This is a genomic window from Methanospirillum sp. (assembly GCF_035406105.1).
Classification (GTDB): Archaea; Halobacteriota; Methanomicrobia; order Methanomicrobiales; family Methanospirillaceae; genus Methanospirillum.
Genome location: NZ_DAONKG010000043.1, coordinates 1 through 14040 on the forward strand (window position 1 = coordinate 1; position 14040 = coordinate 14040).

Genomic DNA, 14040 nt, shown 5'->3' on the forward strand with positions numbered 1-14040 from the left:
TCTGTACCTGGATGGCGGTATTGAAGCAGCCGAAGAGGTTCTAAATCGACTCTCTCTTCTTCCAGAATGAGAGATACGAAAGAAGATATAGTACAAAAAGTAATATCTGCTGAAATTTTCCCAAAGGAGAGATATCATGGATAAAAAACAGAAAAGGTGGTTTTATCTCTCCCTTGCATTCTCCATGGGGATCCTTGTCTTCCTTCTTGCATCCACCTTTAACGAGGATACGCTTCAATATCTCACCCATATCAACATCTGGTTTTTATTCATGGCAATCGGGCTCCGCTTTATCTCGTTCTCACTCTGGGCAGCCCGAATCAAGGTCATGGCTGCATCACTCGGATATCAGGTCAGATACAGCCATTGTTACAATATGGTGGTTGCGAATCTGCTGATCGGTGCAATCACGCCCGGTCAGGCCGGTGGAGAACCGGTCCGGATCCACGAACTCTATAAAGCCGATATGCCAGTTGGTGACGCTACTGCGGTTGTCATTATGGAACGGGTCCTTGATGCGGTTATCCTTGTTGCTCTTACGGTCTTCAGCCTTCTTGTCATGGGGAAGGTGATCTGGGACATGGGTGAAGGAATCGTGTTTATTATATTCTTCTCACTTGCCCTGCTCATCCTGTTTGTTGCGATTCTGTTTTTTGCTGCAAAACGGCCTGAATCAGCAAAAGAGAAAGTCATGCGTCTTCTGCACTGGATCGAAGCAAAGATGAAGACGCCAGGGATCCGCCGGATCATCGCAAGCACCGATGTTGAATTTGATAATTTCTGTTCCGGTATCACCGCATTTACCAGTCATGGGAAGAAAGGAATTATTCAGGGGTCACTATTCTCCATCCTCTTCTGGTTTTCAGAATTTATCGTTGCATCGGTAATTCTTATGGGGCTTGGTCTTCCTCCGGCAATATCTGAGTCGATATTAAGTCAGATCATTATTGCACTCATCAGTATGATACCCTTAACGCCGGGAGCTTCAGGCATTGCAGAGATCTCGGCAACATCTTTGTATGCCCTGTTTGTTCCAACAGCCGTCCTTGGAGTGTTTATCATTCTGTGGAGGCTGATTATGTTTTATCTGAATATTGTGTTTGGCGTTATCGCAACCGTTTTAATATTTAAGCGCGAGATCTCGGCGTGAGTCAAGGTCGGATGAAATAATGAGAACCACAAAAGTGGTATGGGTCATAGGTTTTCCTTTAAACCAAAAACCCACTTCGGTGTAGTACTACAATCCATCAAGCCCCGGTTTTACCATCGGACGTCACATACGGATACATCAATAATTCCAGTAAAAATTCAGGCCAGTAATCTGACCAGGAGAGCCTTCTGGGCATGCAGCCTGTTTTCTGCCTGATCCCATACCGCACTTGCTTTACTATCGATGACATCATCGGTAATCTCCCAGTTCCGGTGTGCCGGGAGACAATGCATCACAATCGCTCCGGGTTTTGCGCAGGCCATCAGTTCTGTGTTCACCTGATATGGCATGAAAATCTTTCTTCTCCGGTCGATCTCATCTTCCTGCCCCATGGATATCCACGTATCGGTCATGACCACATCTGCCCCGTCAGCTGCTTCTCGTGGATCGGTCACTATCCTCACCTGTGCTCCCATCCGGATTGCCTCTGCCACGATCTCTTCATTTGGAGCAAATTCTGAAGGAGATGCCACTACTACCTCCATGCCGGTAAGAATGGTACTCAGAATGAGCGAGGTACAGACATTATTCCCATCACCAATCCAGGCTACCTTAACCCCTTCGGTTCGATAGAGTCGTTCCTCAATGGTCATGATATCGGCCAGAATCTGACAGGGATGTTCCCGATCGGAAAGGCCGTTGATCACCGGAATGTCAGCATGGGCGGCCAGCTCCAAGACCTCCTCGTGACGGTTGGCCCGTATCATAATCGCTGATACAAACCGTGACATGACCCGTGCTGTGTCACGAATCGCTTCTCCCCGGCCAAGCTGCATATCTTTTGGATTAAGAAACAGGGCATGACCACCCAGCTCAAACATACCGGTCTCAAAAGATATCCTCGTTCTTGTGGATGATTTCTCAAAGATCATCCCCAGGGTTTTATGAGCAAGAACCGGTGTATGTATCCCGACTCTTCGTTCTTCCTTTAATTTTCTGGCATGTGCGAGAAGATTTGCCAGTTCCTCCCGGGAGATATCAAGAATTGATATGAAATCTTTCTTCATCTGATCTCCTTCATGTGCGAGATTCTCTTCTCAAGGACAGCCCTGGTCCCGATGTCCCGACGATGTCTGACCGGGCCGGAAACAGCAGATGCTGCCTCTTCTGCAATCTGCTCAGCCTCTTCAAGTGTATCGCCGATACCTACAAATGCCATAGTCCGTGAACTCTGGGTAATGAGGAACTCTCCATCCCGGATCACACTGGCATAATAACACAGTGCTCTGTGGTTTTGCCGGGCAATCAGTTTCCCTCCGGATATCGGATTATCCGGATATCCCTCCGGCACCAGATATTTACAGACGGTTGCTTTATTCGCAAAGGTTACCGTGGTGGTATCAAGTCTCCCGGTAGTAATTGCCTGAACAATGGTGGTAAAATCACTGATGAGCAATGACAGAACGTTCATCGCCTCCGGATCCCCAAACCTGGCATTGAACTCGATGACCATCGGGCCGTGTGCCGTATTCATGAACTGACCGTACAGAATACCCACATACGGGGTTCCTTCAGCGGCAAGAGAGGCGACGGTCTGTTTCATAATAGCGAACGCTTTGTCATAATCCTCTTGAGTCACAAAAGGAAACCGGTGGTCAGGAAGGGTGTATGATCCCATCCCACCGGTATTCGGGCCGACATCTCCTTCATACGCCCGTTTGTGATCCTGAACAAGAGGCATCGGGATAAGGTGGGTTCCGTCAACGAAGGCCTGAAGGGTGAATTCTTCGCCGGTCAACCGCTCCTCAATAACCACAGTACCCGTAAGCTCATGGACATATCTGCATGCCTCATCATGGGTCAGGTGTTCTCCCATGATCCTGACGCCCTTTCCCCCGGTCAGACCGGATGGTTTTATTGCATATTCTTTCGTGGCAGATTTCAGGAATGATTCAGCATCAGTACCGGATTGAAAGATATGGTATTCGGGAAGACCGGGTATATGATATTTCTTCATCAGATTTCTGCAGAACGCTTTGTCAGTCTCAATCCGGGCAGCCAGTTTTGAGGGACCGACACATTGTACCCCTTCCTTGATGAGGACATCAACAACCCCTGCTTCAAGCGGAGCTTCAGGGCCAATACATGCAAACCGAATCTCATGTTCCAGGCAGAATTGTTTTATAATTTCGGGATTGGTTTCCGGCGCAATGAGCACCTTGTACGCACATTCCGCAATACCCGGATTCATCCTGTTCATAACAGCAAAGATTCTGGTCTGTGGGTTTTTGGATAATGCCACTGCTATCGCATGTTCTCTCCCTCCGCTTCCGACAACCAAGATGTTTGTATGTGAACTCATTCCTGATACTCCGGTCAATGTATAGCAAATTAATAAAAAATTCAGAACGTGCCTGGGAGTGGCACTCTCTTATATGAATGGAGAAAGATCCCGATCCCCCTTCTGCAAAGAAGCGCTTTTTTGCATCCGGGTATGTAAGAAATAATCAGGAGGAGAAGCAAAAAACAGCCCCCTCTGGTAAATGATGTCATAGATATCGGATCTTATACGTATATTCTCGTACCAATATGCGGTATACCCCATTAAACCTATCATTACCTCTTCATTACAAACCCGTGTTTGTGACAGGAAACAGAGAAGAGGATGGTGGGAAATACCCATCATGGTTACACACGAATTTCATTCACCTTTGCATTCTTTATCCTCATGTATGCAAGTTCAGTATTCCATGGATTTTTCTCAATAAAATCAAGAACTCCTTTAATCTTCTGATACCTGTCCCGAATCTTACGTGCATCATCCCCCTTCTCTTCCTTTTCTTTATTTAGAAGGAACTGATACTTGTCAGAGAGCGAAAAGATGCTCTCTACAACATAGGTTGAGTACATATGATCTGCGCAGATGCCGGTACCATTCTCTGTATCCAGGTGGATTACGAATGGATCGATCTTGCGGTATTTCTGAGCAATTCCACCGATAAATCCTGGTCCGTCCGGGTTAATATACAAATATATGCTGCCATTACTGTCTGTGTATGTTGCAAGTGCCTTACTGTTTACCGGATCCGTCAGGCGGATTCCAACAGCAGCATGAGACAGACCCGGGTATGCAAGGTATACTACATCATAACCAGCCTCTTTGAGCAGTCCATATAAAAACAAGGCCTTGTCATAGGTATTCCCCATCTTATCATGTAAAATCTCGACTGGGTACCGGTTTTCTGTTTGCTCGGTCAAAGGAATCTGCTGAATGAAATGGGCAATACACTCCAGTTTTGCGCTCTCACAAATCTTTTTTATATTGGCATTTCGGCGTATCTCTGCCAATGTGCTCTGTATGGTATCCTGGGTCGTTGGATCTGCAAGAATCGCAGAGACCACCGGGACCCACTCTTCAGGATTTCGGGTTGATATGTCCGATGACTGGAACGAGATCTTTTGAGCACCAAGATACACTGACCGGTTCACAGAAAAGATCATATCAAGGGCAGAGCCTGAGGACTGAATGGTAAATGTCCGCTTAACAAATGCAGGATTCGCACCTTTTTGAGGGATGACTTTGAATTTTTGAATGTCCACGGAAGTCTTCTGTTCTTTTGGCCGGACAATCCGGATATTTTTCTGCTCATCAGAGGGAATCTGAAAGCTGTACTGGTATATGCCCTGCTGGGTAAAGACCTCAATTCGCGCATTTCCGGTATCACAGACATATACAAGTTCTTTTCCTGAACCATTGACAATACCTATTCCTGAAGGGGAATCAAATTGTCCCTCCCCCTCCCCAAATCCTCCCCAGCTGGTACTAAGCGATCCTGTCCCACTCAGTTTTAAAATACGGTGGGTGCTCCTGTCAGACAGGTAGATATTCCCTTGACTATCCTGTGCGATTCCGGCAATATCCCAGTACCCGTATGGCTGCGCTACCTCACGCGTGATAATCCTCTGAATCGTTCCGTTCTCCTGAACGAGCAGCAGGGCCTTGTTATTGAGATCACTGACAAGAAATGAGGAATGAGAGAGCGGTACCAGGAGTGACGGCTGAATAAAACCCTGCTGAGAGAGGGATACCTCCCGTCCCGCAGATGTGTTATCTGGTATCTGGCCTGATACGTTTTCATGAAAGATATATCCGATGAGGATGCTACCCGGGATACCGGCGACAAGTAGGATGAGAATGGTACCCTCATGCCGGTTCATAGAATATCATTCTATCATACAGATTTAATGGCATGCCTGTCGCCGATGCTATCCGGTTATAAGATCCTGCATTCTGACCAGGGGGGTCAGGGTGACATTCAGATCGCGTAACGTTTTTTCTGCCCCTTCGTTCCGGTCAACAACAGCGATCACATCCTTCACAAGACCACCGGCAGAGCGGAGCTGCTCAATACCAAACACTGCCGACCCGCCGGAGGTTGTCACATCTTCGACAAGAAGGATGCGTTTTCCTGAGACCTCCCCAATGATAAGACTGGCAAGACCATGTCCCTTCTGTTCTTTTCTGATGATCACATAGGGTTTATCGGCGGCAAGGGAGACTGAGACGGCAAGGGGAACTCCGCCGACTGCAACTCCTGCAACGGCATCAAATTGTTGATTTCGTGAAAGAACCTCTGATGCGATCTTTTTCAGGATGGCCGGGCTTGTTATCGCCTTTTTAATATCAATATAGACCGTGCTCTTTTTCCCTGACGCAAGGGTAAAATCTCCAAATCGTATCGCATCAGCAGTAATCAGCATCTCACGCAGTGTTGTGGTTACCATGGTACCTTCTTCAATCCCAGTTTATACCCGATAATATTCACGGTGCGGTGCAGGAGGGGTGTCAGTATCAGGATGGTAATCAGGAGCGGAAGTGTTATGGTCTGAACTACCCATGCCGAATCGAGCAGCAGGGTAAGGAGCAGAGCTCCGATAACGAAATCCAGCTGATCCACCAAAAACCACTCCCCGCCACGTTCTATCCCCTGCCGTCGTTTGAAAAAGCTTTTTATCAGATCTCCCAGGAGTGACCCCACGGCAAGAAGGATAACCGCAGTCAGTGTATGGGAAGGAAACCAGGGCACCAGGCCGGATATCTCCGCATACATCTGAAGGAGTCCTATGAGAATACCTGCTGTAACCCCGCCAACAAACCCCCGTATGGTCTTTCCATCGCCCAGAATACGCCTCCCGTCGGACCAGGTCCTCCTCATATCGATGGGCATGCCACCACCGGTCAGAGTTGCAAAATTATTGGGAAGATATGCGGGGAGCATTACCCATATTGCAGAACCGAGAAGAATGAGTCCATTGCTGAGTATTGTTGCTGAATCCGGCATACCTATAAGGTTAGGTTTTCGCATACATATGAGCAGAAGTGATACCCGGTATGGGAATACCCGCTGGTGGTGATAGTATACTCCTCAAAAAAACGAAAAGTCTCTGTCCGATATGCAAAAAAGTACTCGATGCAGAGATTACTGAAAAAGATGGAAAGGTGTACATCAACAGGACCTGTCCTGAACATGGTCATTTTTCATACCTGTACTGGGATGACATTGAGGCATGGCGCAGATATGAAGCGTTCGGGGTGAAAGGGTCTGGCCTTGCAAATCCCCAGGTTGTCAAAGAAATAAGCAATTGCCCTTATGATTGCGGGATTTGTAATAATCATACATCAACCACGCTCCTTGCAAATATCGATCTGACAAACCGGTGTAACCTGAACTGTTCCTTCTGTTTTGCCAATGCCCGTGCATGCGGATACATCTATGAACCGACATATGATCAGATCAGGGACATGCTGACCCTTCTTCGCTCTGAAAAACCCACCCCTGCTCCGGCCGTCCAGTTTGCAGGCGGTGAGCCGACGCTTCGTGAGGATCTCTGTGACATTATCAGGCTTGCAAAAAATCTAGGGTTTATGCAGGTTCAGCTGGCAACAAACGGGCTCATCATCGCCCAGGATCCGGAGTACCCGGTCCGGCTCAGAGAGGCCGGACTATCCACGGTATATCTGCACTTTGACGGAGTCAGCAAGGAGACCAACTTTAAACTGGCCCATGATCTGAAAGCCATAGAAAACCTTCGAAAAGCAAAACAGGGTGTGGTACTGGTCCCAACGATCATAAAAGGTCAGAATGATCATGAAATCGGGGACATCGTTCGGTTTGCAGCAGAAAATATTGATGTTATCCGGGGAGTGAACTTTCAGCCGGTCTCATTTACCGGAGCAGCATCACCGGAGGATATTGAGCAGCAGCGGATCACCATCCCTGAACTCCTGAACCGTATTGAGGAGCAGACAGAGGGTATGGTCGAGAAGGAGGACTTTTACCCGGTTCCCTGTGTTGTGCCCATCAGCGACTTTATCGAGGCATATACCGGCAAACCCCAGCTCCGGTTTACCGCTCATCAGCATTGCGGAGCAGCGACCTATGTCTTTGTCAGGGACAAAAAGATCGTCCCGATCAACCGTATGATCGATGTTGATGCGTTTTTTGACTCAATTGAGCGGCTTACCACCCAGCTGGCATCCGCCGGTCCTATCAGCAGAAAGATGGTTGCTATCAATGGGATAAAGGAGCTCTATGCTTCCGTAAAGAAGAGTGAAGAGGGCGGTCGTGAACTCTGGACAACCCTTGGAAAGGCACTCATCACTCATAACTTTGACTCCCTTCGTGAGTTTCACTGGAATGCCCTTTTTATTGGGATGATGCATTTCATGGATAACTATAATTATGATGTAGAGCGGGTCAGTCAGTGCTGTATCCATTATGCAACACCGGATGGAACCCTTATCCCCTTCTGCACCTATAACAGCGGGCCGGTGTTTCGGGAAGAGATCTGGAAAAAATACAGCAGACCTTTTGCATAAACCTTTTTTTGGTGTGTTATGATTACCATTATTCCAAAGCCGACCGACATTCCGTCTGACAATTCTACCCGGATGGTCATGGACGAACTTGACCGGATAGGATACCCATACCAGGTCAGGTTTTTAGAAGCCATCGATCCCTTCTCTGATGACCTCACCGGTACAACCATCTGGGCGTGCGGAATCAGACAGAATGGTCACAATTTTGAGTCACTCCAGGCCCTGTCCTTAAAAAACCGGATAATAAACTCTCCGGAAGGGATTGTCACCTGTGCAAGTAAGGTGATGACCTCGGCTCTTCTGATGCAGAACGCGGTTCCGACTCCTGCCACGTTCTTTACCGAATCACGGGCCTTGGCTGGAGAATTTATTAAAAAGCACAAAAAAGCGGTATCAAAACCAGTCTATGGATTTGACGGGGTCGGCATTCATCTGGTCGAGCATGAGGATGAGCTGGGTGATCCGCCGTATTACCTGCAGGAGTACGTGCCTAATGATCGTGACTATCGGGTTTTTGTCATTGGAGACAAGGCCGTAGGAGCAATCATGCGGGTTTCTGAGCACCTGACCCATAATATCCATCAGGGGGGCTGTGGATGTGCGATTGAAATCCCGCCACAGATGGCAGATATCGCAGTCAGAGCTGCACAGGTTGTCGGGGTTGATTATGGCGGTGTCGATCTTCTCGCCTGCAATGGCTCATATGTAGTCCTTGAGGTAAATGGAACGCCGAACTGGCATTGCATGGAGGCACCTATCCCCCGGCTCCTGGCCGAGTACCTGATCAGTCAGGATCAAACGTGTTGAAGGGATTACCCTTCCATTTCGATCTCTTTCAGGGTCCGTTCTGCAAGTTCATGCATCCGGTCAGCCATCCGTTGGGCTGATGGATTATCAACCTCTCTCATCGCCTTTGCAATGGCATTCCCGAGGACAAAAATCGCATATTTATGCTCGACCTTACTCCTGTGGGTCTGCGTCGGGGTGATTTCCAGGGCATCATACTCAGAGAAATCAGCCTCAGGATTCTGCTCCTGCAGATATTCGCGGATATTCGTGAGCATGGTATGGAGGGTAATCAGTTCTTCTTTATGCACACTGGATCTCCATTATGAGATAGGTCTGAAAAATATAAAAAAATAGCCTGAATTCCTTATCTGAAAGGAATGAGGCGGATTGTTGCCGGCATTCGCACAATCCCGGTAAACGAGGGAGCGGCAAGATATCTGATTCCAAGCATGGTGAACTGATCAAGCAGCTGCTGGGTGACTTCCTGGTCGATAACAACGCCTTCCAGGTCATCATCAATTAACCCAAGTTTTTCTTCAATTTCTCCGGCAGAAAGTTCATTCTTTACCTCTCCGCCAGGTCCGATGAGACGGGCAGTGCCCCGGTTTTTTACCTCCCGGATATGGGAAAATACCGTCCGTGGACGTGTCTCCTCCTCCGCATCATCAGTCTCCCGCACGGCAGGATCTCTCTCGTCCGGGCACTCACAGGAGATGATCTCATCTTCGGCAGGTGTTGATCCATTTTCAAAAACCGGTTCATCATCAGTTCCATTGACCGGCTCAGATGTGGATGACAGCACTTCTTCTCCCTCTTGTCCAGGGTATGAGCGCACGATCGGTTCGGATTTTTGAGATAAGAGGTACTCACTGACCCGGTCCTCAAGAACATATTCAATGGGGACTTTGTTTCGAAGTGCCTTGATGATCTCCTTTCTGCTGAGATCTTCAACAGACTCACCCCGGGGCGGATACGCGACAAAATCCACATCGGTGATTTCTAGGAGTTCACGCAGGATAAGATCCCCTCCCCGGTCTCCGTCAAAGAATGCGGTTGCGGTCTTCTTCCGGCACAGGTCAATGATGGTCTTTGGAATGCTTGTGCCCTCGACCGCCACGGCATTCTTAATCCCGGCTCGAAGCAGGTTGATGACATCCGCCCGTCCCTCAACGACAATGATTGCATCGGATACGAGAACGTTCGGTCCTGCCGGGACATTATCCGGCCCGATGGTTGCAATCTTCTCTATTCGCTGGCTTTCACGCACGGCATCAATGAGGGAATCAGGATCAATACCCGGTTCCTCAAACTCAAGGAGGAGTGCCTTGGCCCGCTCGATAATCTGTGTCCGTTTGGTTATCCTCACATCTTCTATTGACTGAACATGAATTTCAGAGGTACAGGGACCGACCCGGTTGATAGTCTCCATAGATGCCGCAAGAATGGCAGTCTCTGCCCGGTCAACCGAGGTGGGAATGGTAATCTCACCATATGATTTTCCCATTTTGCTCTGGATCTTGACATCAATCCGTCCCAGTTTCCCCTGTCTCTGGAGCTCACGAAGTTCGAGTTCAGACCCAAGCAGTCCTTCTATCTGACCAAATATTGCCCCGACTACATCCGATCGGTCAACCACCCCGTCAGCCTGGACCACCAGGTGAATTCGATACTTCGTTGTGTCCTGATCATGCACTCGGGACCCTCCTTTGTAGTATGGTGTGAATCATATTTATCGGTGATTCATCTACCAGAAAGTATATAAGAATTGGGGTGCGGGACACATTTTTCTGGTATTTACCGGTCATCTGTGAGGTCAATCAGGTGCTGACGCGAGATGCCCTGAATTCTTACCCGCTTGACAGATGATGTCTGACCTGACAGAATGGTGACTGCCTGGGCTGGGAGTGAAAACCGGGCAGCAATGAGTTCTATTATTGCCTTATTTGCTTTCCCTTCTACAGGTGGGGCTTTTACTGAAATTTTAAATGCCTTTCGCCAGGGATTGTATCCATCAGGAAATACCTCCTTTTTACTTCCTGCAGATACCTCAACGGTGATGATGATACCATCAGGAGTCTCCTGACAGAGATCGGTGTCTGGATTGGTAATGGAATGGGTATCTGCGTTTAATGGTATCTTTTTGTCACGGGATTGGGAATTCATGAGTTTTGTCCTGCATGTGATTAGAGTATACCTATCCTTTTGTTGTATTTCCTGAAATGATGTATTCCCGATGAGCAGGTAAAGAATATTTAAAAGTGGTTTAATATTAGGAACGGGTGGTGAAATAACCATCTGTCCTGGATTCGAAAAAGTGTTCGTATCTGATTGGGAATCCGGTGTTTCATCCCTGTCCTGTCAGCCCTGGTTGAGTGAGTGATTTTTTCCCCATACCAGCAGAAATACCATGACAGCACCCAATGACACTCCTGCCGGAACAACCGGAGCCAGATCTGCATACATCTCATACATCCATCCGACAGCTGCCCCGCCAATGAAAAACCCGGCGCCATAGACGGTATTAAAAATCCCAAACGCTGTCCCCCGTTTTGATATATGGATCCGGTCAGCAATCGCAGCCCGGAGCACCGTCTCCTGGATTCCCATGGATATCCCAAACAAGAGTGCTGCAAGAAAGATCATCTCCCTGCTTATCCCAAATCCAAGGAATGGGAGGATGATGCCGATAAGCGGGATAGGAAGCAGGAGAATTATCCCTTTTTGATCATACAGTCGTCCGACTACAGGTGCAACCGCTGCATCGACGAGCATAGCGCCGGCATACAGGAGCGGAATCTCATAGGCAGCCATCAGACCGGTCTGTAACGCGTGAAAGGATATGAGCGGGAACGAGAGAAAACCTGCAGTACAGAGCAGGGTAAAGATTGAGAAAAGAATGAATTCACGACCGATTCCTTTCATCTCCTGCCTGGTTGCTTTATGTGATGCCTCAAAAGATACCGGGTCAGGAAGCAGTCTCCATGCAACCAGTACAAGCCCGATAAGAAGTATGAACGGGATGAACAGGATGAGAAATCCTTCTTTATAATCACCTGTGCCGGCAAGTGCCAATGCCAGGATGATCGGCCCTGCCACTGCACCGATCTGATCCAGCAGTTCATGAATCCCAAACCCCATTCCTCTCCCGACCGGAGCGGTTACATGTGAGAGAATCGTATCTTTTGGTGGTGATCGGATTCCCTTTCCAATCCGTTCGAGAATAAAGAGAAGGGCTGCTATCTCCCATGATCCCGAAAACGCAAGGAGTGGGATCGTAAGAAGCATCCCGTACCCAAGAGCCGTCATGACCCAGTACTGCCGTGTGGAGTCAGCAACTGTACCAGAAATAAGTCGGACTGCATATCCCAAAAATTCACCAGCACCGGTTATCGTCCCGACAAGAACCGCAGATGCACCAAGGGTCAGCAGGTACGGACCACTGATACTTCGTGCCCCTTCATATATGATATCACCACAAAGGGCGACAATACCGAGAAGAATGATAATACGATATGCGGTATACTGAGTAGTCCGAATCTGATGCATAGATCATACTCTCTTCTGATTTGATATATGGTTCACGTGAGGATGATTATGTGAGCGTTGTCATTCCGATATCTTGGAGAGAATAGCGAAAACCCCCCTTCCAAAAAATGTAATTTATAATTACTATATACCCCTTCAAACATTCAGAGGGGTTTTTCTCTCTTATCGGGAATCATTGAGACTGATATTTAACCTCATATCACAAAGAGATACAGTATGCCGGTATTCAGGATTGGAGTTGACGATTTTCAGGAACTGATCGATGAAGGAGGATACTTTGTTGACAAATCACTCCTCATTCGGGAGGTCATTGAAGGAAACAAAGTCGTCCTCCTCCCCCGGCCCCGCCGGTTTGGAAAAACCCTGAATATGACCATGCTCCGGTACTTTTTTGAACGTTCTGACGAAGATCGCAGGTACCTCTTTCAAAACCTTGCAATAGCCTCATATCCTGACTGCATGCAACACCAGGGGCAGTATCCGGTCATATTCATCAGCCTGAAGGATGTGAAGGGAACGACATGGAATGAGATGCGAAACCGGTTGATTGAGAAGATTGCTGAGCTCCTCATACCGCTTCCATACCTCCGTCCTGACCTCCCCCCGATTTACCAGAGAGGGTTTGATGCATTGTATACCGGCACACCAGATGATGCAACGCTTAAGGCAAGTCTGAAAAATCTCATCACCTGGCTCTATACCTTTCACAAAAAACCAGTTATCGTCCTCATTGATGAGTATGACACCCCCATGATCGAGGGCTGGCAGAACGGGTATTACGACAAAATCGCTGATTTCCTCCGTTCATGGCTGGGCGGAGGATTAAAGCATGAGAATGCCCATGCCCTCTATCGTGCCGTCATTACCGGAATACTCAGGGTTGCCAAAGAATCAATATTTTCAGGACTGAATAATCTTTTTGTCTCCACCTCCCTCCTGCCAAACACCCTTTCAACACTGTTTGGCTTTACAGAGGAGGAAGTTCTGCAGATACTCAGAGATTTCGGGCGGCTTGATCAGGCAGACATTGTCCGGGATTGGTATGACGGGTATCGGTTTGGTTCACAGACGATCTACAACCCCTGGTCAGTATCTATGTATATCTCCCAGTACCCTGCTCCTCCTGCACCGTACTGGCTGAATACCGCTTCCAATACCCTGGTTTATGAGGAACTGGGCAAAGGGGGGATTGGGATCAAACAGGATCTTGAACAGCTCCTCTCAGGAGAAATAATCCGGTATCCGATCACGGAGACAATCACGTTTCGGGACATCGGGAAAAACCCTGCACATATCTGGAGTTTTCTGTATTTTTCAGGATATCTTCGAGCTGAAGACCCCAGGTTTGCAGACTATAACCCAACACTTCTTACCTATGCACTGAGCATACCAAATCTTGAAATATCCACAGCATATCAGCAGTTCGTCAACAATATTTTTGGGAATGGAGATACCACTGCCGGAATGAAATCATTTGTCTCATTCTTCCTGGAGAGCAGATCACAAGCGGTTCTTGAAGATACCTTGCAAAATCTCATCCTCAGTCTTGTCAGTATTCATGATCTCGCAAAACTACCCGAGGCTGTGTTTCATGCCTTTGTATTAGGACTCCTGGCAAACCTGCGGGCAGTATATGAGATCAGATCCCAGCCGGAAACCGGTTTTGGAAGGGCGG

General features: G+C 48.0%; 13 protein-coding genes. 4 read left to right on the top strand and 9 right to left on the bottom strand.

Annotated features, from left to right (window positions below):
• The first annotated feature begins 136 nt into the window (after positions 1-136).
• Positions 137-1150 carry a lysylphosphatidylglycerol synthase transmembrane domain-containing protein gene (locus PLA23_RS04115; RefSeq protein ID WP_324331209.1) on the top strand — a complete coding sequence of 338 codons (1014 nt, stop codon included), beginning with the start codon at positions 137-139 and terminating at the stop codon, positions 1148-1150.
• Positions 1151-1308: 158 nt separating this feature from the next.
• Here the strand turns inward: PLA23_RS04115 and argF are convergent, their stop codons facing one another.
• The 5 genes from argF to PLA23_RS04140 all read right to left on the bottom strand — a co-directional run bounded on the left by argF (position 1309) and on the right by PLA23_RS04140 (position 6429).
• A complete protein-coding gene (gene argF / locus PLA23_RS04120; RefSeq protein WP_324331210.1) occupies positions 1309-2217 on the bottom strand; it encodes an ornithine carbamoyltransferase in 909 nt (302 codons plus the stop codon).
• Positions 2214-3512, bottom strand: a complete 1299-nt coding sequence (gene purD / locus PLA23_RS04125) for a phosphoribosylamine--glycine ligase (RefSeq protein WP_324331211.1) — start codon at positions 3510-3512, stop codon at positions 2214-2216. Before purD ends, argF begins: the two co-directional genes overlap by 4 nt.
• A 326-nt stretch (positions 3513-3838) precedes the next feature.
• The gene (locus PLA23_RS04130) at positions 3839-5368 is read right to left on the bottom strand and encodes an NHL repeat-containing protein (protein WP_324474120.1); all 1530 of its coding nucleotides are present in this window, start codon (positions 5366-5368) and stop codon (positions 3839-3841) included.
• A gap of 48 nt (positions 5369-5416) precedes the next feature.
• Positions 5417-5935 (bottom strand): orotate phosphoribosyltransferase, encoded by a 519-nt coding sequence (gene pyrE / locus PLA23_RS04135; RefSeq protein ID WP_324330717.1) that lies wholly within the window; start codon positions 5933-5935, stop codon positions 5417-5419.
• On the bottom strand, positions 5929-6429 hold the full coding sequence (locus PLA23_RS04140; protein WP_324330719.1) for a CDP-2,3-bis-(O-geranylgeranyl)-sn-glycerol synthase: 501 nt from the start codon (positions 6427-6429) through the stop codon (positions 5929-5931). Before PLA23_RS04140 ends, pyrE begins: the two co-directional genes overlap by 7 nt.
• Positions 6430-6542: 113 nt before the next feature.
• Between PLA23_RS04140 and tes the strand changes: the two genes are divergently transcribed.
• A complete protein-coding gene (gene tes, locus PLA23_RS04145; protein WP_324330715.1) occupies positions 6543-8030 on the top strand; it encodes a tetraether lipid synthase Tes in 1488 nt (495 codons plus the stop codon).
• An 18-nt stretch (positions 8031-8048) separates the two neighbouring features.
• Positions 8049-8837, top strand: a complete 789-nt coding sequence (locus PLA23_RS04150; RefSeq protein WP_324330712.1) for an ATP-grasp domain-containing protein — start codon at positions 8049-8051, stop codon at positions 8835-8837.
• Positions 8838-8842: 5 nt separating this feature from the next.
• On the opposite strand, the gene PLA23_RS04155 is transcribed toward PLA23_RS04150, so the two are convergent.
• The 4 genes from PLA23_RS04155 to PLA23_RS04170 form a co-directional block, all read right to left on the bottom strand.
• Positions 8843-9127, bottom strand: a complete 285-nt coding sequence (locus tag PLA23_RS04155; RefSeq protein ID WP_324330711.1) for a UPF0058 family protein — start codon at positions 9125-9127, stop codon at positions 8843-8845.
• A 56-nt stretch (positions 9128-9183) separates the two neighbouring features.
• The gene (gene dnaG, locus PLA23_RS04160) at positions 9184-10512 is read right to left on the bottom strand and encodes a DNA primase DnaG (protein ID WP_324474122.1); all 1329 of its coding nucleotides are present in this window, start codon (positions 10510-10512) and stop codon (positions 9184-9186) included.
• A gap of 101 nt (positions 10513-10613) precedes the next feature.
• Positions 10614-10982 (bottom strand): DUF167 domain-containing protein, encoded by a 369-nt coding sequence (locus PLA23_RS04165; protein ID WP_324330708.1) that lies wholly within the window; start codon positions 10980-10982, stop codon positions 10614-10616.
• 195 nt (positions 10983-11177) lie between these two features.
• Complete coding sequence (locus PLA23_RS04170) at positions 11178-12365, bottom strand: MFS transporter (protein WP_324474124.1); 1188 nt, start codon at positions 12363-12365, stop codon at positions 11178-11180.
• Between the two features lie 216 nt (positions 12366-12581).
• On the opposite strand from PLA23_RS04170, the gene PLA23_RS04175 reads away from it, so the two are divergent.
• Positions 12582-14040 (top strand): AAA family ATPase (locus PLA23_RS04175; RefSeq protein ID WP_324474125.1); only part of this gene is annotated, 1459 nt, incomplete at its 3' end.

Bases quoted from the DNA above. Each gene is read 5' to 3' on its own strand.
- PLA23_RS04115 (WP_324331209.1), top strand. From the start codon at position 137: ATGGATAAAAAACAGAAAAGGTGGTTTTATCTCTCCCTTGCATTCTCC.
- argF (WP_324331210.1), bottom strand. From the start codon at position 2,217: ATGAAGAAAGATTTCATATCAATTCTTGATATCTCCCGGGAGGAACTG.
- purD (WP_324331211.1), bottom strand. From the start codon at position 3,512: ATGAGTTCACATACAAACATCTTGGTTGTCGGAAGCGGAGGGAGAGAA.
- PLA23_RS04130 (WP_324474120.1), bottom strand. From the start codon at position 5,368: ATGAACCGGCATGAGGGTACCATTCTCATCCTACTTGTCGCCGGTATC.
- pyrE (WP_324330717.1), bottom strand. From the start codon at position 5,935: ATGGTAACCACAACACTGCGTGAGATGCTGATTACTGCTGATGCGATA.
- PLA23_RS04140 (WP_324330719.1), bottom strand. From the start codon at position 6,429: ATGCTCCCCGCATATCTTCCCAATAATTTTGCAACTCTGACCGGTGGT.
- tes (WP_324330715.1), top strand. From the start codon at position 6,543: ATGGGAATACCCGCTGGTGGTGATAGTATACTCCTCAAAAAAACGAAA.
- PLA23_RS04150 (WP_324330712.1), top strand. From the start codon at position 8,049: ATGATTACCATTATTCCAAAGCCGACCGACATTCCGTCTGACAATTCT.
- PLA23_RS04165 (WP_324330708.1), bottom strand. From the start codon at position 10,982: ATGAATTCCCAATCCCGTGACAAAAAGATACCATTAAACGCAGATACC.
- PLA23_RS04170 (WP_324474124.1), bottom strand. From the start codon at position 12,365: ATGCATCAGATTCGGACTACTCAGTATACCGCATATCGTATTATCATT.